This is a genomic window from Microbacterium sp. NPDC028030 (assembly GCF_040637855.1).
GTDB lineage: Bacteria > Actinomycetota > Actinomycetes > Actinomycetales > Microbacteriaceae > Microbacterium.
Genome location: NZ_JBEZXF010000002.1, coordinates 519468 through 543715, shown reverse-complemented (window position 1 = coordinate 543715; position 24248 = coordinate 519468). Strand labels below are relative to the sequence as shown.

Sequence of the window (24248 nt, the reverse complement as noted above, 5' to 3'; positions counted from 1 at the left end):
CGCGATAGAACGCAACATATTGGCGGGCGACTTCGGCGAAGGTGAGAGATACGTAGACACTCGTCGGGAAGGAACAGCATGAAGCTCTCACAGGAATCCGAAGCCGTCGTTCGTGCCACTTCGGGCGCGGTCGCCGCGCATGCGGACGAGATCACCACCCTCTTCTATCGGCAGATGTTCGCCGCGCACCCGGAACTGCTCCGAGTGTTCAATCGTGCGAATCAGGCCATCGGTGAACAGCCGAAAGCGCTTGCGGCATCGATCGTCGCCTTCGCCGTTCATCTCATCGATCCGGATGCGCCTGACTTCTCACCGATCATGCGTCGGATCGCCCACAAGCACGTGTCTCTGGGCGTCCGCGCGCGCCAGTACACCGTCGTGGAACGTCATCTGCTTGCCGCTGTCGGGGCCGTTCTCGGCGACGCAGTCACCCCCGAGGTTCGTTCAGCGTGGGAAGAGGTGTACTGGCTCTTCGGCTGCGCGCTGATCGCGGAAGAGTCTCGGTTGTACGCGTTGGGGGAACCGATCCAGAACACCCGTGGCGAGCGCACCGTGTGGTGGAGCGGATCGAGGAGGCAGAAGACATCGTCTCCCTCGTCCTCGCGCCCGTGTCCGGACCCGTCGCTCCTCATCGGACCGGACAGTACGTGGCGATCGCGGTAGACCTTCCCGATGGTTCACGGCAACCCCGTCAGTACACGATCTCCTCGGGCCCGCGGGGCGATGCGCTGCGCGTGACGGTCAAGCGCGTCCGGGGTGCGGACGGGACACCGGACGGTCAGGTGTCGACATGGCTGCACGAGCACGCGCAGCCCGGCACCGTACTGGACGTGTCGCAACCATCGGGGGATGTCATCCTCGACGACTCGGACCGCCCTCTCGTCCTGGTGTCGGCAGGCATAGGCATCACGCCGATCGCCGCGATCCTCGAGGATCTGTCGCGTCGATCGCCGGGCCGTACGGTGCGACTGTTCCACGCTGACCGTGCCCACGACACGCATGCGCTGTACGCGTCGCTTCGCCGGCAGGTGCTCGCGATGGATGACGCGAGGGCGCAGAACTGGTACACGAAGGATGCGGAAGACGCTCCCACCCTTCATCCTGCGTTGCCCGGCCGGATGGATCTCTCCGAGGTGGATCTGCCGGACGGCGCCATGGTGTTCATGTGCGGACCCCTCGCCTTCATGCGGGACGCGCGGGCCACCCTGATGGCGCGAGGCGTTCCCGCGGAGCTGATCTCCTACGAGGTGTTCGGCCCCGACCTGTGGTCGCACGGGTCGGGTTCGCAAGCAGCCTGACCTTCAAGGTCGCGTTTTCCTCTGACCGGCGCCTGTCAAGCCCCTCGCGGGCCGATGGGAGACGCGTCATCCTCCGATGAGGCGGCACCGTGTCGCGGAACGGGAGGAATCATGAGCATCGGCAGCGGAATCGCACTCTTCGTGATCGGAGCGATCCTCGTCTTCGCGGTCAACGTGGACGTGCCCTGGGTGAACCTCGACATGGTCGGTTACATCCTGATGGGGGCGGGAGTCGTGATCTTCCTCATCGGGATCGTGCTCTTGGCGCGACGTCGTCGAACTGAGACGGTCTCACGGACGTATGTCGACCCCGCGACCGGGGATCCGACCACCCGTCGCTCGGTCAGCTCCAGTGGTGACGAGTCCGTGTGAACTCAGTTGATGGCCTGCACGCGCGCCGCCTGCAGGCCATCAGTCTGCGGCGCCCGCTTCGAGGTGCTCCTCGACCAGGGTGATGCCTCCGGTGGAACTGGCCGAGTGGGCGAGCTCTTCGATCCACCTTCTGCTCAACTCGGGAGACTCCGGCTCCTGGAACACGAATCGCAGCGGAATCGAGGGGTGCAGCCACAACGTCGAGCGTCCGGGCGCTTCGCCGTCGGGATGCCGCCACGACAGGGTGAAGCTCTCATTGCGACGAAGCTTGGTCGCGATCACGACCTTGAGGTGTGCGAGTGCGCGGTCCTCGATCTGGATGGGCGTCTGAGCGTCGCCGTAGTAGAGGCTCCCCATCAGTCAGTGCGCGATTCGGCGGTGAAGACGGCGTGGACCATGGTGCTCCTCGATGGAATGCTCGAAGGACCGAGAAGGCGGTCCGGGATACTCGAACTCTAGCCAAAGAAGTCACAGGAACCCGCCGTCGGGCAACGACCCGCCGTCGGGGGCGAACAGAGGTCTTCGCGCGCTGTCACGTTGCGTGCAGCGTCGGTGGCGCGCCGAAGGCCTCTCGGTACGCGGAAGCGAAGCGTGACGAGTTGCTGAAGCCCCATCGCCGTGCCACCTCGGCGACGCTGCGGCCGTTGCCGGCGCGGAGGTCTCGGTGCGCTCCGTCCAGCCGCGCACGACGCAGGGCATCGGCGGGCGTCATGTCGAGGGCGCGACGGAACGCGTACTGCAGGCCGCGCGTCGAGATGAACGATGCCGCGGCGACATCGTCGATCGTGATGGGGCGATGCGCGTTCTCATCGATATAGGAGAGGGCACGCCGGACGGACGCGGGCGCCCCCGAGCGCTGCGGAGGACGCTGGAGCGAATCGGTGAACGTGGTGGGAAACCCCGCGAGGGTCATCATCACGGCGTGTCGCTCGAATTCGGCGACCACGAGCGGGTTCGCCCCCGCCGTTCCCGCGGCGTCGATGAGGTAGGAGAACGCGGCCTCCCAGCGGCGCGCGTCGTCCGCCGAGTGCGGCGCCAGCCCGTTCACCCGCAATTCCATGTCGTCATCGCCCGTCAGCTGACGGGCCCTGATCTCGGCCGCGCGACGATCGATGACGAACGCGCGCACGTCAGCGGTGCGCTCCCATGTGGCCTCGACCTGCGTCCCGTCGGAGATCCACGGGACACGCGGATCCAAGTTCTGGCGCGAGGACCAGACGTGTGCGTCCGACGCGTCGACGCGGCACACGAGCAGCTGGTCGTGCGGTTCGGCGAGGCATTGCACCTGAGCGGCGAGGCGATAGTTCACCAGTGCCACGTTGCCGAGTTCCTCGGACCTCCAGTCGAATCGGAAGCGGTGAGGGTCTGCGTTCTGGAGTGAGGCCGAAGGGACGAACTGCTGCCACGTGGCCTCCACCTGATTGACGTCGGCGGACGTGAACTGCATACGCTGCTCCTTGTTCTCGCACCGACAGCATCTCTTCGTGAGGCTACCTCACCACGTCTGAATCGCGGTTGCGCGCGGTAGTACTCCGCGAATGGCGGCTGGAACCCAGGCTACGGTCGCCCTCCGACATTCCGACACGGCGCATGGCGGCTCGTAGACTGGCAGCATGACCGTGCCTTCCCCCTACGAGGACCGTCTTCGTCGACTCCCCGTGCAGCGCCGAGAGATCGAGCTGCGGGGCGCGTCGACGGCGTACTGGGTGTACGGACCAGAGGATGCAGAGACGACGGTGATCGCGTCGCACGGCTTCCGCGGTGAGCACCACGGGCTCGAACCCGTCCTGGCCTACCTTCCCGAAGTCCGTGTGATCGCCCCTGACCTTCCCGGTTTCGGAGAGTCGGGTCCGCTGCCTGGACGGCGGCACGACCTCGACGAGTACGCCGACTGGCTCACCGACTTCGCGACGGCCGTGGCGCCCGGCGCTGTCATCCTCGGGCACTCCTTCGGGTCGATCGTCACCGCCGCGGCCGTCGCGCGCGGTCTGCAGACGCCTCGACTCGTCCTGCTGAACCCGATCGGAGCTCCTGCGCTCGAAGGTCCCAAGGGGCTCATGACGCGTCTCGCCGTGCTCTATTACGCGCTCGGTGCCCGCCTCCCGGAGAAGCTCGGAACGGCGCTGCTCCGCAACCGCATCATCGTGAGAGTGATGAGCGTGACGATGGCCAAGACGAAGGACCCCGAGCTTCGTCGTTTCATCCACGACCAGCACGACACGTACTTCTCCCGGTTCTCCGATCGGGACGTGCTTCGCGATGCCTTCGTCGCGAGCGTGTCCAACGACGTGCGGAAGTTCGCGCCGGACATCGATGTACCGACGCTGCTCGTAGCCGCTGAGCGCGATGACATCACACCCATCGAGGCGGAACGGGAGCTCGCGAAGCTCTTTCCGGACGCCCGTCTGGTCGAGATCGCCCACGTCGGGCACCTCATCCACTACGAGACGCCTGCCGAAGCGGCGGGCGCGATCCGCCAGTTCCTCAGGATTCCCGTCGCGCGAGGCCGATGAGGCCGGCGACCCGGAACGGGATGACCTCGCCCATCGCGAGCGAGGTCTCCGTACGCTCGACTCCCTCGATCGAGAGGATGCGGGCGTCCGTGTCGAAGAGGTGACGCGCATCACGACAGGCCACTCGAGCGAGCAGATCGATCGAGCCGCTGAGCCCGTGCGCCTGCACGACCTCGGGGATGCGGGCGAGTTCGTTGATGATGCGCGGCAACTCGGTCTGGCGGACACCGATGCTCACGAATGCCTGAAGGGGGAAGCCGAGAACGTCGGGGGAGAACGACCGCTCGTAGGAGAGGAAGATCCCGCTCTGCTCGAGTCGGGCCATCCGCGCCTGGATCGTGTTCCGCGACAGCCCCAGGTTCTCGGCGAGCGCGACGATGGTGGTCCTCGGATCATCCGCCAGCGCGGCGAGAAGCTCGAGATCGATGCGGTCCAGTCCTGGCATAGTGCCAAACCTTAGCAGCACGTGATCGGCCGAAACTGAGCAACATGCTCAAGGCGTCTGAGAATGCTTGAGCGAGGTGCTGAGCGGACGTACTCTCAGACCATGCCGGCGATGACGCCGGTGCCACCGCGCGGCGCCTCACGAGGGCCGCCGAGGAGGAGGACGACGATGTCACCGCAGATCACCCCCATCGCAGACACCGCCCAGGACCTGGAGCTGTCCGAGCGCATGCTCGCTCCGGATGGAAGTCGCATCTCCAACCCCCGGCTCGATCCTTTCGTGAGCGACGTCGATGTCGCGCAGTTGCGCTCGCTGCTGCGCGACATGGTCATCCTCCGCCGGATCGACGCCGAGGGCGTCGCGCTCCAGCGCCAGGGTCAGCTCGGGCTCTGGGCACCCTGTCAGGGACAGGAGGCCACGCAGATCGGCACCGCTCGCGCGATCGCGCAGCGAGACTACATCTTCCCCAGTTACCGCGAGACCGGGGTCATCTATGCACGAGGTGCCGAGCCGGGCGACTACGTCCGCATGTGGCGCGGTGAGGAGGGCGCAGCCTATGACCCGGCGGTGCTGGGTGTCGCGCCGCTGCAGATCATCATCGGGGCGCAGACGCTCCATGCGGTGGGTTACGCGCTCGGCATCCAGCACGATGGTGCCGACGAAGTGGCGGTGACCTACTTCGGCGACGGAGCGACGAGTCAGGGTGACGTCAACGAGGCGATGATCTTCGCCGCCTCCTACCAGGCTCCCGTGGTCTTCGTCTGCCAGAACAACCACTGGGCGATCTCCGAGCCGGTGACGGTGCAGTCGCAGTACCCGATCGCCGGACGAGCGCCCGGGTTCGGCATCCCCAGCGTCCGGGTCGACGGCAACGACGTCCTCGCCTGCATGGCAGCGATGCGCTGGGCGCTGGAGCACGCGCGATCGGGGAAGGGGCCCGCGTACATCGAGGCCGTCACCTATCGCATGGGACCCCACACGACGGCGGATGACCCGACGCGCTACCGCGACGAGGCCGAACTCGAATCCTGGCGTCGACGCGACCCGATCGCGCGCCTGGAAGCGCACCTGCGCGCAACCGGCGACCTCACGGAAGAACATCTCGCCGAGACGCAGTCCGCGGCGGACGCCGTGGCGAAGGAGATGCGCGCTGCATGCCTCGGGATGGTCACGCGCCCGCCGCTCGCCGTGTTCGACGGCGTCTACGCAGAGTCCCACACGGGTCTCGAGCGCCAGCGCGGCGAGTACGCCGCGTACCTCGCGAGCTTCGAGAGCGAGGCCTGATCATGACCGAGATGACTCTCGGGAAGGCACTCGGTGCGGGGCTTCGCCAGGCGATGCGCGACGATGACAGGGTCGTCCTGCTCGGCGAGGACATCGGCAAGCTCGGCGGCGTCTTCCGCATCACAGACGGGCTCCTCGACGAGTTTGGTGCAGCGCGCGTGATCGACACGCCCCTCGCCGAGTCCGGGATCGTCGGCACCGCGGTGGGCCTCGCGTTCCGCGGATACCGGCCCGTGGTCGAGATCCAGTTCGACGGGTTCGTGTATCCGGCTTTCGATCAGATCGTCGCTCAGGTCGCGAAGCTGCACTACCGCACCCAGGGCCGGGTGAAGATGCCGATCACCATCCGGATCCCGTGGGCGGGCGGGATCGGGGCTGCCGAGCACCACTCGGAGTCGCCCGAGGCCTACTTCGTGCACACCGCAGGTCTGCGCGTGATCGCGGTCTCGAACCCCGAGGACGCGTATCGCAGTCTGCGGCAGGCGATCGCTTCGGACGATCCGGTGATCTTCTTCGAGCCGAAGCGGCTCTACCACCACAAAGGCGATGTCGACCTGGATGCCCCGCTCGCGGATGCGCCACCGATGGGGCTGGCGCGTGTGGTCCGCAGCGGGACGGACGCCACTGTGATCACCTACGGCGCGATGGTCGCCACCGCCCTGCAGGCCGCGGAAGCCGCGGAAGACGAGGGGATCTCCCTCGAGGTGATCGATCTCCGTTCGCTCTCGCCCGTCGACTACGACTCGGTGGCCGCGTCGGTGCGCAAGACCGGGCGGGTCGTGGTCGCCCACGAGGCGTCCCGTGAAGCCGGCGTCGCTGCGGAGGTGATCGCGAGCATCACCGAGCGCTGCTTCGAGTATCTCGAGTCCGCTCCGCTGCGGGTCACGGGTCACGACATCCCCTATCCGCCGGCCAAGCTCGAGAAGTATCACCTTCCGGACCTCGATCGGCTGCTCGACGCGGTAGATCGGGTGCTGGACCGGCCGAACAGTCTGACGGGAGCAGAAGCATGATCGCGGAGTTCCGGCTTCCCGATCTCGGGGAAGGGCTGACCGAGGCCGAGGTCGTGACCTGGCTCGTGTCACCCGGCGACACGGTCGCCCTCAATCAGACCCTCGCAGAGGTCGAGACCGCCAAGGCCATCGTGGAGTTGCCCTCGCCCTATGAGGGGACGGTGTCGACGTTGCACGCCGAAGCCGGCCAGACCGTCGCCGTCGGCGCCCCATTGATCGCCTTCGATGTGATCGGCGAGGAGCAGGACACGGCGGCGCCCACGTCCGGCACCGGCGAGCAGGCGCAGCCGAACCTCGTGGGATACGGTGCCGCACCCTCGACCGCGGGGAAGCCTGCGCGGCGCGTGCGTCGAACCCGAGGACCCCAGGCGGGGGCGGACACCGCGGTTCTCGAGGCGGCGCCACACGACGCCGTGTCGTCTGCTGCCGTCGACGCGGTGATGGAGCGACCCCGGTCCACTCCGCCGGTGCGCGCGCACGCGAAGCGTCTCGGCATCGACCTGGTGCTCGTCGCTGCGGAAGTGGGCGACCGGCTCATCACGCGCGGCGATGTGGACGCGTATGCGGAACGCGTCGGAGGCCGAGGCGACGTGGGGCGCCCGACGATCGAATCGACCACGGCCGCGAACCGGTCCGGGTCGAGCCCGGTGCCCTCGAGTCCGGCCGCCCTCGGCGACGGAGAACGGGAGACACGCATCCCGATCCGTGGTGTCCGCAAGCACACGGCGGCGGCGATGGTGCAGAGTGCCTTCACCGCTCCTCACGTGACCGTCTTCCACACTGTCGATGTGACGGCGACGATGGACCTGCTGGCGAACCTGCGCGAGGATCGCGCACTCGCGGAGCACCGGATCGGTCCGCTCGCGGTGGTGGCGAAGGCCGTGTGTCTCGCTCTCGCCCGGACGCCGGGTCTCAATTCGCGGTGGGATGAGGCGGCCGGTGAGATCGTCCAGCACAACTACGTGGACCTCGGCATCGCCGCGGCGACCGATCGCGGACTCATCGTGCCGATGATCCGAGACGCGGACGGGTTGAGCCTCGTCGGTCTGGCGGACGCCGTGAGGTCGCTGGCGGAGGTCGCGCGTTCCGGCAAGACCTCGCCAGCGGAGCTCGCGGGCGGCACGTTCTCGATCTCCAACATCGGTGTGTTCGGCGTCGACGCCGGTACTCCCATCCTCCCGCCCGGACAGTCCGGCATCCTCGCCGTCGGGGCCGTGCGTCGGCAGCCGTGGGAGCACCGCGGCGAGATCGCCCTGCGGCAGCTGATGACCCTGAGCCTCTCGTTCGATCACCGGCTGGTCGACGGGGCAGAAGGCGCACGGTTCCTCAAGGACGTCGCCGATGTCCTTGAGGAACCCGGTCGCGCGATGCTCCTCAGATAGTCGCCCGCAACGCCGCATCTGCCATCGCGGTCAACACGGCCGCGGTGGCGGCGCGTCGTCTGACTGCGGTGCGGGTGCTGTGCGGCGTCGAGTTGATCAGCCCGAAGCAGGCCTGGACGCGCAGGCGCAACTCGTCCTGATCCGGGCCTTCCGGCATCGGATGCAGGGGCGCCAGCGTGTCCATCCAGAGGTCGATGTAGGTCCGCTGCAGCCGGCGAACCTCCGCGCGATCCGTTTCGGAGAGGAACGCGACATCGCGATCCTGCACCTGGATGACCTCGGCGTTCCCCAGGGCGAACTCGACGTGGAACTCGATCAGCGCGCGCATCCGCTCTCCGGGGTCGTCGGCGGCCGCCGCGACGCGACGCCCTCCGCTGACCAGGTCTTCACTCACCTTGACGAGCACGGCGCCGAGCAGAGCCTGTTTTCCCGCGAAGTGTCGGTAGACGGCGGGTCCTGAGACCCCGACAGCGGCGCCGATGTCTTCCAGGCTGACTCCGCTGTAGCCGCGCGCGGCGAAGAGCCGCGCGGCGGCGTGCAGGATCGCATCGGACCGTTCGGCTTTGGCGCGGTCTCGGGCGGTGACCGGGCTTGTCATCTCAGTTAATCCTCGCTAACCTGAATCAACGGGTTAGTGAACACTAACCGAGAATGCCTGCACCGCGCCAGGGCTTCGCCCGCGCGAACGTGAGTCGAGGAGGACGTCACGATGGCCGCAACCCAGGAGACTCTCGCGGAGGAGCTGCGAGAGCGACTCGCGACGGCAGCACGCGGGGGACCGGAGGCTTCTCGCGAACGCCATGTCGCGCGCGGGAAGCTGCTCCCACGAGACAGGGTCGCCCGAGTCCTCGACGAGGGGAGCCCGTTCATCGAGGTGGCGCCCCTCGCCGCAGACGGACTGTACGGGGGAGAGGCTCCGGGCGCGGGAGTCATCGCCGGCATCGGACTGGTCCACGGGCGTCACGTCATGGTCGTGTGCAACGACGCGACGGTGAAGGGCGGCACCTACTATCCGCTCACGGTGAAGAAGCACCTGCGCGCGCAGGAGATCGCTCTGGAGAACCGGCTGCCGTGTCTGTACCTCGTCGACTCCGGCGGCGCGTTCCTCCCCAAGCAGGACGAGGTGTTTCCGGACCGGGAGCATTTCGGACGCATCTTCTTCAACCAGGCGCGGATGTCGGCCGAGGGCATCCCGCAGCTCGCAGCCGTGCTCGGGTCGTGCACCGCGGGTGGGGCCTACGTTCCCGCGATGAGCGACGAGACTGTCATCGTCCGCGGTCAGGGGACCATCTTCCTCGGCGGACCGCCGCTCGTGAAAGCGGCGATCGGTGAGATCGTGACCGCGGAAGAGCTCGGCGGGGGAGAACTCCACGCGCGGCGCAGTGGGGTCGTCGACCACCTGGCCGAGGACGATGAGCACGCGCTCGAGATCCTCCGCGACATCGTCGCCACCCTGCCTCCTCCCGCGTCTCCTGCCTGGGAGATGCTGAGCAGCCGCGCGCCGTCCGACCTCTCGTCCCTGTACGACGTGGTGCCGGTCGACGTGAACGCCGCGTACGACGTGCACGAGGTCATCTCGCGCCTTGTCGATGCAGACTCGTTCCTCGAGTTCAAGCCCGAGTACGGCACGACCCTGGTCACCGGATTCGCACGTCTGCATGGGCATCCGATCGGCATCGTCGCGAACAACGGAGTCCTGTTCAGCGAATCAGCCCTCAAGGGCGCGCACTTCATCGAGCTGTGCGATCAGCGGGGCATCCCCCTGCTGTTCCTGCAGAACATCACGGGATTCATGGTCGGCTCGGACGCGGAGGCCGGGGGAATCGCCAAGGACGGAGCGAAGATGGTCACCGCCGTCGCGAGCACCAGGGTGCCGAAGCTGACCGTCATCATCGGCGGGTCGTTCGGCGCAGGCAACTATTCCATGTGCGGGCGCGCATACTCGCCGCGCTTCCTCTGGACCTGGCCGGCGAGTCGCATCTCGGTGATGGGAGGCGCGCAGGCCGCTTCCGTGCTCGCAACCGTCAAGGAGGATCAGCTCTCGTCCAGAGGCGAGTCCTGGGGCGCCGAGGCTCGTGCCGAGTTCGAAGCGCCGATCCGCGACCAGTACGAGACCCAGGGTGAGCCCTATTACGCGACCGCCCGGCTCTGGGACGACGGGATCATCGATCCCGCACAGACCAGGGATCTTCTGGGACTCGCCCTCGACGTCGTCTCGCGCAGCCCTCTTCCCGAACCACGGTTCGGCCTCTTTCGGATGTGATCGCCATGTCTTCGAGCACCATCTCCTTCCGCACCGTCCTCGTCGCCAATCGTGGTGAGATCGCGCGCCGGGTCATCCGGACCTTGCGGTCGCTCGGTATCCGCAGCATCGCGGTGTACAGCGACGCCGACGCACACGCGCCCCATGTCCGCGAAGCGGACACTGCGGTGCGGATCGGTCCTGCGCCGGCGGCCGAGTCCTACCTCGACATCGATGCGGTGATCGCCGCTGCCCGCGCCACAGGGGCGGACGCCATCCACCCCGGGTACGGTTTCCTCTCGGAGAGCGTCGGACTCGCGCAGGCGTGTGCCGAGAGTGGCATCGTGTTCATCGGGCCGTCCGTCGAGGCCCTCGAGGTGATGGGCGACAAGGCCCGCGCGAGGGATCACGTGCTCCGATACGGTGTCCCGGTCGTCCCGGGGTTCGACGCCAACGGGCTGTCCGACATCGAGATCGCGGAGGAGGCGGACGGCGTCGGCTACCCGCTCCTCGTCAAACCGAGCGCCGGAGGAGGCGGCAAAGGCATGGAGGTCGTCGCGGACGCCGCCGGTCTCGCCGGGGCTCTCGCGTCGGCCCGTCGCATCGCTGCTGCAGCCTTCGGAGACGACGCGCTCATCCTCGAACGCCTGATCAGACGCCCGCGACACATCGAAGTCCAGGTCTTCGGAGATGTGGAGGGCACGGTGATCGCCCTGGGGGAGCGCGAGTGCACGCTGCAGCGGCGTCACCAGAAGGTCATCGAAGAGGCACCGTCGGCCGGAATCCCCGCGCAGACGCGGGAACGGCTGCTGTCGTCGGCTGTGCTCGCCGCGGAGAGCGTCCACTACGTCGGTGCGGGCACCGTCGAGTTCCTGATCGACGCGGATGCTCCCGACGAGGTGTTCTTCATCGAGATGAACACGCGTCTTCAGGTGGAGCATCCCGTCACCGAAGAGGTCACAGGGTTGGACCTGGTCGCGCTGCAGCTCCGCGTCGCGGACGGGCTTCCCCTGGATGTCACACCGCGTCTTCGCGGCCATGCGGTGGAGGCGCGGGTATACGCCGAATCGCCGGAGCGCGGATTCCTTCCGTCCACGGGAACGGTGCTCCTGTTCGATCCGCCGCCCGGAGTCCGCGTCGATGCGGCGATCGAGAGCGGCAGCGAGGTGACCGGGTTCTACGATCCGATGATCGCGAAGATCATCGCCTTCGCGGACGACCGTGAGACGGCGCTCGCACGGCTCGATGAGGCGCTCGCGCGAACGGTCGTACTGGGCGTCGAGACGAACATCGCTTTCCTGCGAACCCTCTGCCAGGACTCCCGCGTCATCCGCGGCGACCTGGATACGGGGCTGATCGAGTCGCTGCTTCCCCTCGCAGTTCAGCGGCCGTCGCCCGCGCAGCTCGCCGCGGCTCGGGACGCTGCAGCGACGACCGGGGAGCCGACACACGCCGGTGCGCTGTGGCGGGATCTTCCCGGCTGGCGTCTGGGAGCCGACGCCGCGGCCCGCGCGCCCTTCACGGCGCTCACCGATGCCGACGAACTCGTCGAGCTCGACGACCCCTCCGCTACGCGGCCGCTCTCTCTTGTGCACTCCGCTCGTGACGGCGACGGGGCGGTGTGGGTCGCTGAGGATGGTCGTACGGTACGGCTGCGTCCCCTCGACAGGAAGCAGCGGATGCGGCTCCGACTCTCTGCGCGCGACGCGGGATCGGCGACGACGGAGCCGGAGGGGCGGGCGCCGATGCCGGGCAGCGTGGTCGCAGTGCATGTGTCGGACGGGGATTCCGTGTCTGCGGGGGAGCCGCTCGTCTCGATCGAGGCGATGAAGATGGAGCACCCGGTGCTCGCCCCGCACGACGGGGTCGTGAGACTGCTGGTCGCGGTGGGCGATCAGGTGCGGCGCGACCAGCCGGTCGCCCGAGTGACCACGGAGGAGAAGTGACGATGGAAGACCTGTCAGAGGAGCAGCGTGACCTCGCGGCGATGGTGCGCGAGTTCGCCGACACCGTCGTGGCGCCGCAGGCGTACGAGGCCGATCGCACGCACACGCTGTCGATGGACGTCGTGGCGCAGATGGGCGACCTCGGGCTGTTCGGTCTGCCTTTCCCGGAGGAGTACGGGGGTCAGGGCGGGGACTACATGGCGCTCGGCATCGCGATCGAGGCGCTCGGCCGGGTCGACCAGTCCATCGCGATCACGCTCGAAGCAGGGGTGAGCCTCGGCGCGATGCCGATCTACCGCTTCGGCACCGAAGACCAGCGGCAGGAATTCCTTCCCGACCTGCTCGCGGGGCGGGCACTGGCGGGGTTCGGACTGACCGAGCCCGAGGCGGGTAGTGACGCGGGCGCGACCAGGACGACGGCGCGCCTCGACGGCGACGAGTGGGTGATCGACGGCTCGAAGCAGTTCATCACGAACTCGGGAACGCCCATCACCCGCTTCGTCACGGTCACCGCCGTGACCGGGAACGACAACGGTCGCAAGGAGATATCGACCATCATCGTGCCGAACGGCACTCCCGGCTTCACGGTCGAGGCTCCCTACGACAAAGTCGGATGGAACGCGTCGGACACCCACCCGCTCACCTTCGACGGCGCGCGGGTGCCCGCATCGAATCTCCTGGGCGAGCGAGGGACCGGGTTCCCCAACTTCCTCAGCATCCTCGACGAAGGTCGCATCGCGATCGCGGCGCTGTCGACCGGCGCTGCGGAAGGCTGCCTGGAGGCGGCCGTGGAGTACGCGAAGAGCCGAACGATCTTCGGGGCGGCGCTCAGTACGAGGCAGAACGCCCAGTTCACGCTCGCGCGCATGCGGGCACGCGTGCACACCGCACGACTCGCCTGGCATCACGCCGCGCGGTTGCGCGATGCGGGCAGGCCTTTCGCGGAGGCCGCAGCCATCGCGAAGCTCGTCGGTGGTGAAGCGGCCATGGACAACGCGCGCGACGCGACCCAGATCTTCGGGGGCAACGGCTTCATGAACGAGTTCCCCGTGGCGAGGCACTTCCGTGATTCGAAGATCCTCGAGATCGGCGAGGGCACGACCGAGGTGCAGCTCCTCGTCATCGCGCGCGGGCTCGGACTCGCCGGGTAGCGTGGGCCCCATGACCACGCACGACATCCTTCAACGGGGGTTGTACTACGAGGAGTTCGTCGTCGACGCCCGGTACCTGCATCGGCCCGGCCGGACGGCCACCGAGGCGGACAATGTGCTGTTCACGACCCTCACGATGAACACACAGGCGCTGCACCTCGATGCGGCTTTCGCAGACGCGCAGGCACCGTTCCACGCGCGGTTGATGAACTCGATGTGGACGCTGTCGACCATGGTGGGGGCATCGGTCGCGCAGTTGACCCAGGGGACTCTGGTGGCGCAGCTCGGCTTCGGCGAGATCGCCTTCCCGCACCCGTTGTTCGCGGGGGACACGCTGTACACCGAGAGCGTCGTGGCGGACAAGCGTCTGTCATCGTCGCGGCCGGGGCAGGGGATCGTGACGATCGGGCACACGGGCCGCAATCAGGACGACATGGTCGTCGCCACCGCTGTGCGGTCGGTTCTCGTGCACTGTCTTCCGGAAGGATCGCCCGCATGACCTTCAGTCTCGGACCCGCACTCCTGTTCTGTCCGGCGGACCGGCCGGAGCGTTTCGACAAGGCGCTCGAGCGGGCGGATGCGATCATCCTCGATCTCGAAGATGCCGTCCTCCCCGACGCGAAAGCCGCCGCCCGCGAGAACATCGTCCGTGCGGATCTCGACCCCGAGCGTGTCGTCGTGCGCGTGAACGCTCCTTCCAGCGAGGCGTTCGCCGCCGATCTCGATGCGCTCGCCCGCACCCGGTTCCGCACGGTGATGGTCGCGAAGACCGAGAGCGCGCACTCTCTCTCGGTCTTCGACGAACGCCACACGCTGATCGCGCTGTGCGAGACCGCCCGAGGCGTCCACGAGGCGGACAGCATCGCCGCCCATCCGCTGGTCTCAGCGATGATGTGGGGCGCCGAAGACCTCGTCGCGTCCCTCGGCGGAACCTCGTCTCGAAACGCCGACGGCGGCTACCGCGACATCGCGCGTTACGCCAGGTCGCGCGTTCTACTCGAGGCCGGCGCGCACGGGAAGGCGGCGATCGACGCGGTGCACATCGATATCGCCGACCTCGACGGACTTCGGCGGGAGGCGGCGGATGCCGCCGCCTCCGGATTCCACGCCACGGCGTGCATCCATCCTGATCAGGTCGGGGTCATCCGAGCCGCGTACCGCCCCGACGCAGAGACGGTCGCCTGGGCGACTGCCGTGCTCGAAGCGGCCGCTGACGAGCGCGGCGTGTTCCGGTTCCAGGGGCGCATGATCGACGAACCCGTCCTCCGCCACGCACGATCCGTGGTCGCGCGCGGAACCTGACGGCATCAGCTCCAGCGTCCGCGCTCGTCTACCCACGTGTGCCACGGGGAGACACGTTCGACGTGCAGAATCGCATCGTACGATCGCCTGATGTCGGCCGGTTCCAGCTCCGGTCCGTTGTGTGTTCCGTGGGCCCGGTCGAGGATTGCCGAAGCCGCGGGGGATGCTCTTCGCAGATCCACGAGGAAGGCGCCGAGTCCGGATCCCGCGAGATGCGCGTCGAGGCTCTCCGGACGGAGGGTGCCGACCTCCTGGAGGAACGGCGTTGAGTGCCCGGGAAGGTCATCGGGCGATGGCCTGTGCAACCAGACCTCGCCCTCGCCGAAGGTGGTGCCGATCACGGTGTAGTCGTCGCCCAGACGGGCATGCAGGTGCGTGCCGACCGTAGCCAGGGGCTGCGTCACGAAGGGCGGCGCCACGTAGGGCGTCTTGCGCACGTGTCCGTTCGCGCCGAAAACGAGAATCCGCGTCTCCCTCTCCAGGATCCACTGCACGGTATCGGCCATGGTCAGGTCGCGGATGTTCGCCGCAGGCCAGGTGCGGGTCGCCCCGTCGAGCATGGCGGAGAGGAACGCGTCCGCACCCCGTGCGGTCTCCGCCACACGGATCATGTGATCGACGGTGTCTGCATCGGCGCCGTCTGCGAGGTAGTCGGTGCGGCGCGCTCGTAGCCGTTCGACGAGGGCGGCGATACCCGCCGTGATGGTGTGACGCCGCGGGGCGTCGAGAGCCAGATAGCTGTGGATCGCGGGGGCGGCGCGCGCGAGCCCGGAACGGTCGGCGGGGAGGAAGTCGTGCGCCGCGATCAACGTGCGGCGCAGGTGTTCGGCGTACGCGGGATCCATGCCGTCGAGGGCGTCGGCGACCGTGATGAGCGCCGGCAGGGGAGAGGCGGCCGAATCAGGGATGTCCATGCCGTAGAAGTGCAGCGGAGCGGCCGCGGTGGCGTTGTGTTCGCGCATCCAGACGACGAGGTCGAGCGCCTCCTGGCATTTGCCGAAGTGATACGTGATCCCCTCGGTGAGGGCACGTCGGAGCGACCCCGTCCCGGACGACACCCATCGGTCGACGAGGGCGCCTTCCGGGAACCCGCTCTCGATGACCATCGCTGAGAACCCCGCGTTCTCGACGAGGAATCGGAACAGGCGCCGACGCCACGCCGGGAACTCGTGCGTGCGGTGCATCGATTCACCGAGGGCGACCACACGGCTGTCGCCGATGATGTCGAGCACAGGCGCCAGAGCGGCGTCGGACACATCCTCGGGGTCGTCGCCGGCGAGAGGATGAGCGTCGAGCCGAAGCCACTCCGTCAACGCGTCGCCGTTCATGGCATCGACGATATGCCGTCGTGGCCGGGGATCTCGGCGAGTTCGCCGTCAGCGGACCGCGCCATCGGACCGGCCGAGGGTGTCAGCCGACCGGGGATTCCTCGAGCAGCCGCAGATAGCCCGGAGCCGCCACGAAGCGATGAACCGATCCGTTGCGCAGCACGTCGCCCTCTCGAGGGAGCGTGCCCCCGGAGACATGGTCGATGACTGCGCGGATAACGCCTCCGTGCGCGACCACGAGGACGGATTCCGCTCGGGGGGCCGACCGCCGACGTGCCTGCCGGGCGATCGCATGCAGCGCGGCGATCGCGCGCTCTCCGACCTGCTGCAGGCTCTCCGCGCCGGGGACCTCGGCGTGCCAGTCGCCGTACGTGCCGATGTAGTCCTCGACGAGCATGCCTTCGCCCTCGCCGAACTCTCGTTCGCGGATGTCGGGCACGACACCGGCGACCTCGAGTCCGAGTCGGTCGGCGATGATCTCCGCAGTCTCCCTGGCGCGCAGCAGGGGACTCGTGTACACGGCGTGATGGGTGCTCGTCGCGAGCTGCTCGGCAGCCCGCGCGGCGTCTTCGCGACCTGTCGCGTTCAGCGGGATGTCGGTGGACCCCTGAATGCGGCGGGCGAGGTTCCAGTCGGTCTGACCATGGCGGACGAGAGTGAGATGTGTCACGTGAGCAGTTCCTGAAGGGCGGGGAGCACATGGCTGGTGCCTGCGGCGATGGTGACATCCGCCCAGGCATCCGCGCGCGTCGGCTCGTGGTTGACGATGATCAGAGGGATGCTGCGGCGACGCGCGCGCTCAACCAGACGCACGCCGGAGTTCACCACGAGCGATGAACCCGCGACGATGAGCGCAGAGCTGGAGCGGAGCAGCGACTCGGCCGCACGGAAGCGATCCTGAGGGACGTACTCGCCGAAGAAGACGACGTCGGGCTTCAGCATCCCGCCGCACACCGTGCACACGGGGACCACGAATCCGTCTGTGGTCTCGGGGAGGACATCGCCGTCCGGCGCGAGTGCCACGTTCTCGGGAACGGTGATCCAGGGATTGAGCTCCTCGATCTGCACGGCGACGTCGCGGCGGTCGAAGACCTGTCCGCACTGGAGACAGAGCACCCGACGCATCGTGCCGTGCACCTCGATCACGTGGGAGCTCCCGGCGCGGAGGTGCAAGCCGTCGACGTTCTGGGTGATGACTCCCGACACGCGCCCTGCCGCCTCGAGCTCGGCGAGGGCGATGTGACCGGCATTCGGAGCGGCCTGAGCGAATGCGCGCCAGCCCAGATGTCCACCGACCCAGTAGCGTCTGCGAGCCGCCTCGTCGCCCAAGTAGGTCTGGATGGTCATCGGGTCGCTGCGCGTGCGTGCACCCGCTCCGCGATAGGCGGGGATGCCGGAGTCGGTGGAGATCCCGGCTCCGGTCAGCAGGGCGATGCGCTTCTCTCGCAGCAGCTCGGCGGCGTGGGCGATGGTGCCCGACAGCTCGGCGGTGTTCGACACGCTCACAGGACCTCCTCGAGCGAGTCTACGGCGTGGGGACGACGCCGGCCCTCATCGTCGTCACTCGCGGTCGCAGCACCGTCGAGCCGGTGGCAGAGTGGATGCCGTGCACCTGCAGACTGTGACCGATGCCGCGGACCGACGCCTCGACGACTATCGCGGACTCACCGACGTCGCCCTGCGATCGCTCGGAGACCCCGGGCGCGGACTCTACATCGCCGAGTCGACCAAGGTGATCGCCCGCGCTGTCGCGGCAGGCCATCTGCCGCGTTCGGTTCTGGTTCAGGAGCGTCGCGTGGACGAGATCCGCGCCATCGTCGGTGAGCTCGACGTGCCCGTGTACGTCGTCCCCGATGACGTGGCGGAAGCGGTGACGGGCTTCGCGGTTCACCGCGGGACGATCGCGTCGATGCATCGGCCGGAGCTCCCGAGCGTCCGCGACGTGATCGAGGGGGCATCGGTCGTCCTGATCCTCGAGAACATCGGCGACCACACGAACGTCGGCGCTGCGTTCCGTGCGGCGGCAGGACTCGGAGCGGATGCCGTCCTGGTCGCTCCTCGTGGAGCGGATCCGCTGTATCGACGGAGCGTTCGCGTGAGCATGGGAACCGTCTTCCAGGTGCCGTGGACCCGCATCGTCGACTGGGACGCCGCCATCGCCGACCTGCACGATGCGGGGTTCGACATCGCTGCACTCGCGCTGAGCGATGACGCCGTGACGCTCGACGCCTACGTCGCGAACAGACCGGAGCGCGTGGCCCTCGTCATGGGCTCAGAGGGCGACGGCCTCTCCCGCATGGCCATCGACAGCGCGGACACGGTCGTCACCATCCCCATGTCCGGTGGGGTCGACTCGTTGAACGTCGCGTCGGCTGCGGCCGTGGCGCTCTGGGCGGTGGGTCGCTGACGCCCTCAGTCCTTGCCCGGCAGGATGATCGGCGAAGGGTCGGGCCTCTTCGCCATCACGTTGTCACCGGACGACTGGTGGCGCAGCCGGCGCAGAACCCACGGCACCAGGTGCTCGCGCGCCCAGCCGAGGTCTTCGGAGCGCGCTTCCCTCCAGGTGCGCAGGGGGAGCGGTTCCGGCTGCATGGCCTCGAGGTCGTTCGGCACATTCAAGGCACGGAGGACCATTCGGGCGACTTCGTGGTGACCGAGCGCGTTGTAGTGGAGCCTGTCGTCGTCGAAGAACCGCATGTCCTGCACGACCTTGAGCGCCCACTGGTCCGCGACGATGCAGTCGTGGCGCTCTGCGATGGCGCGGACGTTCTCGTTGTAGATGGCGACCTTGCCTCGGAATGCACGGAACACGGGTGTGAATCCGGTGTCGATTCCGGTGAAGAGGACGACGGCCGCCCCCGTCGATGACAGCCGCGCGACGGCGTCCTCCAGCTGGCTCGCGATCGCGTCGGGGTCGGTACCAGGTCGGATCACGTCGTTTCCGCCGGCGCAGATCGACACGAGGTCTGGTCGCAGGGCGACCGCGGGCTCGATCTGGTCGGCGACGATCTGCGCGATCAGCTTGCCCCTGACGGCGAGGTTCGCGTAGGCGAAGTCGTCGACCTGAGAGGCGAGGACTTCCGCCACCCGATCGGCCCAGCCTCTGTGGTTCCCGGGGTTGGCGGGATCGGGGTCGCCGATGCCCTCGGTGAACGAGTCGCCGACCGCGACGAAACGGCGCCAGGGGTGCGAGCTCTCGTTCGGTACGTACGGGGTCCGAGTCGAATCCTGGTCGGTCATCCAGCTCTCCTTCGCGAACGTGCGCGTCGCGGCGGTGGCCGCGACGCAGTGACAGAGCCTACCCGCAGCGGCGTGCACGAGGGAGGGGCGCGCGGGGGAGTCGTGGCGGGTGAGCCGGTGTCGCCGGCACCGATTATCGTTGACTCGATGCTCTCTCCGTCCTTTCCTCAACGTGCCCCCTGGGGAACCGCGAGCAAGTTGCGTGCCTGGCAGCAGGAGGCGCTGGAACAGTACTTCCGCGACGATCAGCGGGACTTCCTCGTCGCCGCGACCCCCGGTGCAGGCAAGACGACGTTCGCGTTGACCCTCGCGGTCGAACTGATGCGCATCGGCGAGGTCAATCGCATCATCGTGGTGGCCCCGACCGAACACCTCAAGACCCAGTGGGCCGATGCCGCGGCGCGGGTTCACATCCGCCTCGATCCTCGTTTCCGCAACAGCGACTGGGCTCCGGCGCGGCACTATCACGGAGCGGTCGTCACCTACGCGCAGGTCGCGGCGAAGTCCTCGGTGCACCGGCACCTCACGGAAGACGCGCAGACCCTCGTGATCCTCGACGAGGTGCACCACGGCGGAGACGCATTGAGCTGGGGCGACGCCATCCGCGACGCCTATGGGCCGGCGAAGCGGCGTCTGCTGCTCTCCGGCACCCCGTTCCGCAGCGACACCGCGCCGATCCCGTTCATCGAGTACCACCCCGACGAGTCCGGTGCGCGCATCTCGCGCACCGACTACAACTACGGGTACGGTCGGGCACTGGCCGACGGCGTCGTCCGTCCGGTGCTGTTCCACATGTACGCGGGCAAGATGCGCTGGCGTACGACGACGGGTGACGAACTCGAGACTCATCTGGGGCAGGACAACACCAAAGACGTCACGTCCCAGGCGTGGCGGACGGCACTCGACCCCGAGGGCGACTGGATGCCCGCCGTGCTGTCGGCGGCCGATCGCCGGTTGACCGAGATCCGTCACCACGTCCCGGACGCGGGCGGCCTCGTGCTGGCCACCGATCAGACGGTCGCTCGTGCATATGCCAAGATCCTCCACAGCATCACGCGCCAGCAGCCGACCATCGTGTTGTCCGACGACGCGACGGCGTCGGAGCGCATCGAGAAGTTCAGCGCGAGCGATGCGCGGTGGATGGTGGCCGTGCGCATGGTGTCGGAGGGCGTCGACGTACCGCGGCTCGCTGTCGGGGTGTACGCCACTTCCTCGTCCACGCCTCTGTTCTTCGCGCAGGCCATCGGCCGATTCGTGCGGGCTCGTCGGCGCGGCGAAGCAGCTAGTGTCTTCCTGCCGCAGGTACCGGTGCTCATGGGCCTCGCGAACGAGATGGACAAGCAGCGCGATCACGCTCTCGACAGGCAGTCGAAGGAAGACGACGGGCTCGACGACTCGTTGCTGGAGAGCGCGAACCGTGAGGAGGAGACCTCCGACGCCCTGACGCAGGAGTTCAGCTATCAGGCGCTCTCGTCCGTCGCGCATTTCGATCGCGTCGTGTTCGAGGGTCACGAGTTCGGACAACTGGCCGAGCCGGGCACCCCCGAGGAGGAGGAGTTCATCGGCTTCCCCGGCCTGCTCGAGCCCGAACATGTGCACGAGCTGCTCATGCAACGCCAGAGCCGCCAATCCCGCCTGCGCGAAGCGAGGGAGGCGTCGGCGGGACCGACCGAGTCGACCACCCTGCCGCCGCCGTTGCACCGCACGCTCAAGGAGCAACGCCAGCTGTTGAACAGCCTGGTGGGGCTCTACGCGCGTCAACGCGGAGAACCCCACGGGGCGGTGCACGCGGAGCTGCGACGCATCTGCGGCGGACCAGCGGTGGCTCAGGCGACGGTGACGCAGTTGCAGTCGCGCATCGAGGTCCTGCGCAAGCGCGTCCGCTCCTGAGCGCGGGAACCTCCGCCGTGCGCGCACCTTTCGAGGACGCGCTTAGGATTCCCGAAATGCTGTCAATCCGCGTCTGAGGAGGGCTCGCGTGGTCGTGCGCGGATAGCGTGGAACGGTTGCCCGCGCATCGGGCACCATCATTTCCTGGAGGACCCATGACAGCGCCTGCTGCCGCCCCCACACCCGCCGATCGCCGCCGTTGGGCCCGTTACCTCGTCGAGGAGCGCGCCGAGGGTGCGGTCTACCAGAACCTGGCCATGCGCCGCGAAGGGGAAGAGCGTCAGATCCTGCTCAGCCTCGCCGATGCCGAGCGTCGACACGAGCAGCACTGGCTCGACCTGCTCGGCACGGAACCTGCACGGCTGCCCCGCGCGGGACTCCGCTCGCGCATGCTGGCGTGGATGGCCGGCCGGTTCGGTTCCATCTTCGTTCTCGCGCTCGCGCAGAGCGCAGAGGCGCGATCCCCTTACGATGCGGAGCAGTACGCGACACCGGCGATGCGGGCCGACGAGAAGGTCCACCACGAGGTCGTGCGCGGGCTCGCCGCCCGGGGGAGGAGACGGCTCTCCGGGTCGTTCCGCGCAGCGGTGTTCGGTGCGAACGACGGGTTGGTGAGCAACCTCGCGCTGGTCCTCGGCATCGGTGCGACGGGGGTCAGTTCCGGTTTCGTCCTGTTCAGCGGTATCGCAGGGCTCCTCGCGGGTGCGCTCTCCATGGGGGCCGGCGAGTTCGTCTCGGTCCGATCCCAACGGGAGCTGCTCGCCGCGACCGAGGCGAACGAAGATGCCGCCGCCGCGGCAGGGGATCTCGACATCGATGAGAACGAACTCGCGCTCGTGTATCGAGCGCGCGGGATGGCGCAGGAGGAGTCCCTGGCCCGCGCTCGACGGATCGTGACGGCGGCGCGGGCCGGGGTGCGGCGCGCGGCGACGGGACCGGTCGACGTCCAGGGCGGCGACGACCATGAGATCGTCGGCAGCGACTGGACGGCGGCGATCTCGAGCTTCCTGCTGTTCGCCTCCGGGGCGATCATCCCTGTGCTGCCCTGGATCTTCGGCCTGCAGGGGGCGACGGCGATCATCGTCGCGCTCGTGCTCGTCGGAGTCGCGCTCCTGAGCACGGGCGCCATGGTGGGCGTCCTCTCGGGTGGTCCGCCCCTGCGCCGCGCGCTCCGTCAGCTCGCGATCGGTTTCGGCGCCGCTGCGATCACCTACGCCCTCGGTTTGCTCTTCGGCGTCGGCGCGGTCTGACATCGACGGACACGACGAAGAAGGCCCCGGAGCCTCAGATCCGGGGCCTTCTCATTACCTGTGCGCGGAGGGGGACTTGAACCCCCACGCCCTTACGGGCACTACGACCTCAACGTAGCGCGTCTACCATTCCGCCACCCGCGCAGGTGTTGGATGATCGTTGCCGACCGAAGAATGACATTACCACGTCCTCAGCAGCCTCTCGAACCGAGGCATACGCCCGGGCGTGGCGTTTGGTTTCGATAGCCTGGAGCACATGATCGATCCCTCGCTGCCGGAGGTCGCGCGCATCGCGAGCGACCTCATCCGTTTCGACACCTCCAACTTCGGCGGCGGCAATGCCAAGGGGGAGCGCGAAGCCGCAGAGTACGTCGGCGCCTACCTGGAAGGACTCGGTCTGGAGGTCGAGTACTTCGAGCCGATCCCGCGCCGTACGAACGTCATGGCGCGCGTGGCCGGCCGTGATCGGGACAAGCCGGCGCTCGTCGTACACGGACACCTCGACGTCGTGCCGGCCATGGCGGAGGACTGGAGCGTCGACCCGTTCGCCGGCACCGTCGCCGACGGGATGCTCTGGGGGCGCGGCGCCGTCGACATGAAGAACATGAACGCGATGATCCTCACCGCCGTGGCGGAGATCCTCCGCGCGGGGGAGCAGCCGGAGAGAGACCTGATCGTGGCGTTCTTCGCCGATGAGGAGAACGGCGGTGTCGAGGGGTCGGCGCTCGTCGTCCAACAGCGTCCGGAGTGGTTCGCCGGTGCCACAGCGGCGATCAGCGAGGTCGGCGGATACTCGATCACGGTCGACGACCGACGCGCGTACCTGCTCCAGGTGGGTGAGAAGGCGCTGATCTGGATCCGCCTGGTCGCGCGGGGGCGCGCCGGACACGGGAGCCGTCTGCACGAGGACAACGCGGTGACGCGACTCGCTGAGGCCGTCGCGGCGATCGGGCGGACCCGCTGGCCCCTCCGGCTCACGCCCACCACCGAGGCTCTCCTCGAAGGGCTCCGGGCGCTCAGCGGCCGCAGCACCGATGACCCTGACGCTCTCGCGTCCGCTGCCGGTCCTGCGGAGGCGTTCCTGCGTTCGTCCTTCCGCACCACGACCAACCCGACTGCTCTGACCGCTGGCTACAAGCACAACGTGATCCCGGAGCGCGCCGAGGCGCTCATCGACGTCCGTGTGATCCCCGGCACCGAAGACGAGGTGCTCGCGGAGCTGCAGAGCGTCGTCGGGGACGACATCGAGATCCAGACCGTCGTCCGCGACATCGGCATGGAGACGCCCTTCGAGGGCGAGCTCGTCGAGGCCATGGTCGCGAGCATCGGGCGTCACGACCCTGGTGTCCCTGTGATCCCATACCTTCTCGGGGCGGGAACCGACAACAAGGCGCTGGCCGCGCTGGGGATCACCGGCTACGGGTTCGCACCGCTGCGCCTTCCGGCCGACCTCGACTTCACAGGCATGTTCCACGGAGTCGACGAGCGAGTACCCGTAGAATCGCTTGTCTTCGGCCAGCGTGTGCTGGCCGATCTGCTGCGCACGTACTGAGCGCGACCGCTCCGCGCTGCCACAACACCGAAGGCCTCTC

General features: G+C 68.1%; 24 protein-coding genes and 1 tRNA gene. 16 read left to right on the top strand and 9 right to left on the bottom strand.

All coding sequences use genetic code 11. The annotated features are described in order from the left end of the window. Nucleotides 1-78: 78 nt before the first annotated feature. The 3 genes from AB0E56_RS11465 (at nt 79) to AB0E56_RS11455 (ending at nt 1670) form a co-directional block, all read left to right on the top strand. Entirely contained in the window at nt 79-663 is a 585-nt protein-coding gene (locus AB0E56_RS11465; protein ID WP_359799025.1) for a globin domain-containing protein, read from the top strand. Then, complete coding sequence (locus AB0E56_RS11460) at nt 558-1298, top strand: hypothetical protein (RefSeq protein ID WP_359799023.1); 741 nt, start codon at nt 558-560, stop codon at nt 1296-1298. Before AB0E56_RS11465 ends, AB0E56_RS11460 begins: the two co-directional genes overlap by 106 nt. Before the next feature lie 111 nt (nt 1299-1409). Next, nucleotides 1410-1670, top strand: a complete 261-nt coding sequence (locus AB0E56_RS11455; protein ID WP_359799022.1) for a DUF6458 family protein — start codon at nt 1410-1412, stop codon at nt 1668-1670. 39 nt (nt 1671-1709) lie between these two features. On the opposite strand, the gene AB0E56_RS11450 is transcribed toward AB0E56_RS11455, so the two are convergent. Both AB0E56_RS11450 and AB0E56_RS11445 read right to left on the bottom strand, forming a co-directional pair. Next, nucleotides 1710-2027 (bottom strand): hypothetical protein, encoded by a 318-nt coding sequence (locus AB0E56_RS11450; protein WP_359799020.1) that lies wholly within the window; start codon nt 2025-2027, stop codon nt 1710-1712. Between the two features lie 175 nt (nt 2028-2202). Then, nucleotides 2203-3117 carry an AraC family transcriptional regulator gene (locus AB0E56_RS11445; protein ID WP_359799018.1) on the bottom strand — a complete coding sequence of 305 codons (915 nt, stop codon included), beginning with the start codon at nt 3115-3117 and terminating at the stop codon, nt 2203-2205. A gap of 166 nt (nt 3118-3283) precedes the next feature. Between AB0E56_RS11445 and AB0E56_RS11440 the strand changes: the two genes are divergently transcribed. Next, nucleotides 3284-4183 carry an alpha/beta hydrolase gene (locus AB0E56_RS11440; RefSeq protein WP_359799016.1) on the top strand — a complete coding sequence of 300 codons (900 nt, stop codon included), beginning with the start codon at nt 3284-3286 and terminating at the stop codon, nt 4181-4183. Here AB0E56_RS11440 and AB0E56_RS11435 read toward each other — a convergent pair. Beyond that, entirely contained in the window at nt 4155-4628 is a 474-nt protein-coding gene (locus tag AB0E56_RS11435; protein WP_028501915.1) for an Lrp/AsnC family transcriptional regulator, read from the bottom strand. The genes AB0E56_RS11440 and AB0E56_RS11435 overlap by 29 nt on opposite strands. A gap of 168 nt (nt 4629-4796) precedes the next feature. On the opposite strand from AB0E56_RS11435, the gene pdhA reads away from it, so the two are divergent. Genes pdhA through AB0E56_RS11420 form a run of 3 tightly spaced genes read left to right on the top strand, consistent with a single transcriptional unit; the run spans nt 4797 to nt 8307 of the window. Next, entirely contained in the window at nt 4797-5912 is a 1116-nt protein-coding gene (gene pdhA, locus AB0E56_RS11430; RefSeq protein ID WP_359799013.1) for a pyruvate dehydrogenase (acetyl-transferring) E1 component subunit alpha, read from the top strand. A gap of 2 nt (nt 5913-5914) precedes the next feature. After that, nucleotides 5915-6925, top strand: coding sequence for an alpha-ketoacid dehydrogenase subunit beta (locus AB0E56_RS11425; RefSeq protein ID WP_359799011.1), 1011 nt, complete (start codon nt 5915-5917; stop codon nt 6923-6925). After that, nucleotides 6922-8307, top strand: coding sequence for a dihydrolipoamide acetyltransferase family protein (locus tag AB0E56_RS11420; RefSeq protein WP_359799009.1), 1386 nt, complete (start codon nt 6922-6924; stop codon nt 8305-8307). Before AB0E56_RS11425 ends, AB0E56_RS11420 begins: the two co-directional genes overlap by 4 nt. Here the strand turns inward: AB0E56_RS11420 and AB0E56_RS11415 are convergent. Further along, the gene (locus tag AB0E56_RS11415; RefSeq protein ID WP_359799008.1) at nt 8300-8905 is read right to left on the bottom strand and encodes a TetR/AcrR family transcriptional regulator; all 606 of its coding nucleotides are present in this window, start codon (nt 8903-8905) and stop codon (nt 8300-8302) included. The two genes, AB0E56_RS11420 and AB0E56_RS11415, sit on opposite strands and share 8 nt — an antisense overlap. 111 nt (nt 8906-9016) lie before the next feature. Between AB0E56_RS11415 and AB0E56_RS11410 the strand changes: the two genes are divergently transcribed. Genes AB0E56_RS11410 through AB0E56_RS11390 form a run of 5 tightly spaced genes read left to right on the top strand, consistent with a single transcriptional unit; the run spans nt 9017 to nt 14948 of the window. Then, entirely contained in the window at nt 9017-10570 is a 1554-nt protein-coding gene (locus AB0E56_RS11410; protein WP_359799006.1) for a carboxyl transferase domain-containing protein, read from the top strand. A 5-nt stretch (nt 10571-10575) separates the two neighbouring features. Continuing rightward, nucleotides 10576-12495, top strand: a complete 1920-nt coding sequence (locus AB0E56_RS11405; protein ID WP_359799004.1) for a biotin carboxylase N-terminal domain-containing protein — start codon at nt 10576-10578, stop codon at nt 12493-12495. A gap of 2 nt (nt 12496-12497) precedes the next feature. After that, entirely contained in the window at nt 12498-13646 is a 1149-nt protein-coding gene (locus tag AB0E56_RS11400) for an acyl-CoA dehydrogenase family protein (RefSeq protein ID WP_359799002.1), read from the top strand. 10 nt (nt 13647-13656) lie between these two features. After that, a complete protein-coding gene (locus tag AB0E56_RS11395) occupies nt 13657-14145 on the top strand; it encodes a MaoC family dehydratase (RefSeq protein ID WP_359799001.1) in 489 nt (162 codons plus the stop codon). Then, nucleotides 14142-14948, top strand: coding sequence for a CoA ester lyase (locus tag AB0E56_RS11390; RefSeq protein WP_359799000.1), 807 nt, complete (start codon nt 14142-14144; stop codon nt 14946-14948). The genes AB0E56_RS11395 and AB0E56_RS11390 overlap by 4 nt, the downstream gene beginning before the upstream one ends. A gap of 5 nt (nt 14949-14953) precedes the next feature. On the opposite strand, the gene AB0E56_RS11385 is transcribed toward AB0E56_RS11390, so the two are convergent. From AB0E56_RS11385 to AB0E56_RS11375, 3 genes are all read right to left on the bottom strand, one after another. After that, nucleotides 14954-16276 carry an erythromycin esterase family protein gene (locus AB0E56_RS11385; RefSeq protein ID WP_359798998.1) on the bottom strand — a complete coding sequence of 441 codons (1323 nt, stop codon included), beginning with the start codon at nt 16274-16276 and terminating at the stop codon, nt 14954-14956. A gap of 82 nt (nt 16277-16358) precedes the next feature. Further along, a complete protein-coding gene (locus tag AB0E56_RS11380) occupies nt 16359-16946 on the bottom strand; it encodes a histidine phosphatase family protein (protein ID WP_359798996.1) in 588 nt (195 codons plus the stop codon). Then, nucleotides 16943-17782 (bottom strand): Sir2 family NAD-dependent protein deacetylase, encoded by an 840-nt coding sequence (locus AB0E56_RS11375; protein WP_359798995.1) that lies wholly within the window; start codon nt 17780-17782, stop codon nt 16943-16945. The genes AB0E56_RS11380 and AB0E56_RS11375 overlap by 4 nt, the downstream gene beginning before the upstream one ends. Before the next feature lie 100 nt (nt 17783-17882). Between AB0E56_RS11375 and AB0E56_RS11370 the strand changes: the two genes are divergently transcribed. Next, nucleotides 17883-18683, top strand: coding sequence for an RNA methyltransferase (locus AB0E56_RS11370; RefSeq protein ID WP_359798993.1), 801 nt, complete (start codon nt 17883-17885; stop codon nt 18681-18683). A 5-nt stretch (nt 18684-18688) separates the two neighbouring features. Here the strand turns inward: AB0E56_RS11370 and AB0E56_RS11365 are convergent, their stop codons facing one another. After that, the gene (locus AB0E56_RS11365; RefSeq protein WP_359798992.1) at nt 18689-19516 is read right to left on the bottom strand and encodes an SGNH/GDSL hydrolase family protein; all 828 of its coding nucleotides are present in this window, start codon (nt 19514-19516) and stop codon (nt 18689-18691) included. A 147-nt stretch (nt 19517-19663) separates the two neighbouring features. On the opposite strand from AB0E56_RS11365, the gene AB0E56_RS11360 reads away from it, so the two are divergent. Further along, nucleotides 19664-21406, top strand: coding sequence for a DEAD/DEAH box helicase (locus AB0E56_RS11360; protein ID WP_359798990.1), 1743 nt, complete (start codon nt 19664-19666; stop codon nt 21404-21406). Nucleotides 21407-21561: 155 nt separating this feature from the next. Next, a complete protein-coding gene (locus AB0E56_RS11355; RefSeq protein ID WP_359798989.1) occupies nt 21562-22656 on the top strand; it encodes a VIT1/CCC1 family protein in 1095 nt (364 codons plus the stop codon). Nucleotides 22657-22717: 61 nt separating this feature from the next. On the opposite strand, the gene AB0E56_RS11350 is transcribed toward AB0E56_RS11355, so the two are convergent. Beyond that, nucleotides 22718-22800: transfer RNA gene (locus AB0E56_RS11350), tRNA-Leu, on the bottom strand. Nucleotides 22801-22912: 112 nt separating this feature from the next. Here AB0E56_RS11350 and AB0E56_RS11345 point away from each other — a divergent pair. Then, entirely contained in the window at nt 22913-24208 is a 1296-nt protein-coding gene (locus tag AB0E56_RS11345; RefSeq protein WP_359798987.1) for a M20/M25/M40 family metallo-hydrolase, read from the top strand. Nucleotides 24209-24248: the final 40 nt, after the last annotated feature.

Excerpts from the sequence above, each read along its gene's own strand:
- AB0E56_RS11465 (WP_359799025.1), top strand. The coding sequence starts at position 79 with ATGAAGCTCTCACAGGAATCCGAAGCCGTCGTTCGTGCCACTTCGGGC.
- AB0E56_RS11455 (WP_359799022.1), top strand. The coding sequence starts at position 1,410 with ATGAGCATCGGCAGCGGAATCGCACTCTTCGTGATCGGAGCGATCCTC.
- AB0E56_RS11450 (WP_359799020.1), bottom strand. The coding sequence starts at position 2,027 with ATGGGGAGCCTCTACTACGGCGACGCTCAGACGCCCATCCAGATCGAG.
- AB0E56_RS11445 (WP_359799018.1), bottom strand. The coding sequence starts at position 3,117 with ATGCAGTTCACGTCCGCCGACGTCAATCAGGTGGAGGCCACGTGGCAG.
- AB0E56_RS11440 (WP_359799016.1), top strand. The coding sequence starts at position 3,284 with ATGACCGTGCCTTCCCCCTACGAGGACCGTCTTCGTCGACTCCCCGTG.
- AB0E56_RS11435 (WP_028501915.1), bottom strand. The coding sequence starts at position 4,628 with ATGCCAGGACTGGACCGCATCGATCTCGAGCTTCTCGCCGCGCTGGCG.
- pdhA (WP_359799013.1), top strand. The coding sequence starts at position 4,797 with ATGTCACCGCAGATCACCCCCATCGCAGACACCGCCCAGGACCTGGAG.
- AB0E56_RS11425 (WP_359799011.1), top strand. The coding sequence starts at position 5,915 with ATGACCGAGATGACTCTCGGGAAGGCACTCGGTGCGGGGCTTCGCCAG.
- AB0E56_RS11420 (WP_359799009.1), top strand. The coding sequence starts at position 6,922 with ATGATCGCGGAGTTCCGGCTTCCCGATCTCGGGGAAGGGCTGACCGAG.
- AB0E56_RS11415 (WP_359799008.1), bottom strand. The coding sequence starts at position 8,905 with ATGACAAGCCCGGTCACCGCCCGAGACCGCGCCAAAGCCGAACGGTCC.
- AB0E56_RS11410 (WP_359799006.1), top strand. The coding sequence starts at position 9,017 with ATGGCCGCAACCCAGGAGACTCTCGCGGAGGAGCTGCGAGAGCGACTC.
- AB0E56_RS11405 (WP_359799004.1), top strand. The coding sequence starts at position 10,576 with ATGTCTTCGAGCACCATCTCCTTCCGCACCGTCCTCGTCGCCAATCGT.
- AB0E56_RS11400 (WP_359799002.1), top strand. The coding sequence starts at position 12,498 with ATGGAAGACCTGTCAGAGGAGCAGCGTGACCTCGCGGCGATGGTGCGC.
- AB0E56_RS11395 (WP_359799001.1), top strand. The coding sequence starts at position 13,657 with ATGACCACGCACGACATCCTTCAACGGGGGTTGTACTACGAGGAGTTC.
- AB0E56_RS11390 (WP_359799000.1), top strand. The coding sequence starts at position 14,142 with ATGACCTTCAGTCTCGGACCCGCACTCCTGTTCTGTCCGGCGGACCGG.
- AB0E56_RS11385 (WP_359798998.1), bottom strand. The coding sequence starts at position 16,276 with ATGAACGGCGACGCGTTGACGGAGTGGCTTCGGCTCGACGCTCATCCT.
- AB0E56_RS11365 (WP_359798992.1), bottom strand. The coding sequence starts at position 19,516 with ATGACCGACCAGGATTCGACTCGGACCCCGTACGTACCGAACGAGAGC.
- AB0E56_RS11360 (WP_359798990.1), top strand. The coding sequence starts at position 19,664 with ATGCTCTCTCCGTCCTTTCCTCAACGTGCCCCCTGGGGAACCGCGAGC.
- AB0E56_RS11355 (WP_359798989.1), top strand. The coding sequence starts at position 21,562 with ATGACAGCGCCTGCTGCCGCCCCCACACCCGCCGATCGCCGCCGTTGG.
- AB0E56_RS11345 (WP_359798987.1), top strand. The coding sequence starts at position 22,913 with ATGATCGATCCCTCGCTGCCGGAGGTCGCGCGCATCGCGAGCGACCTC.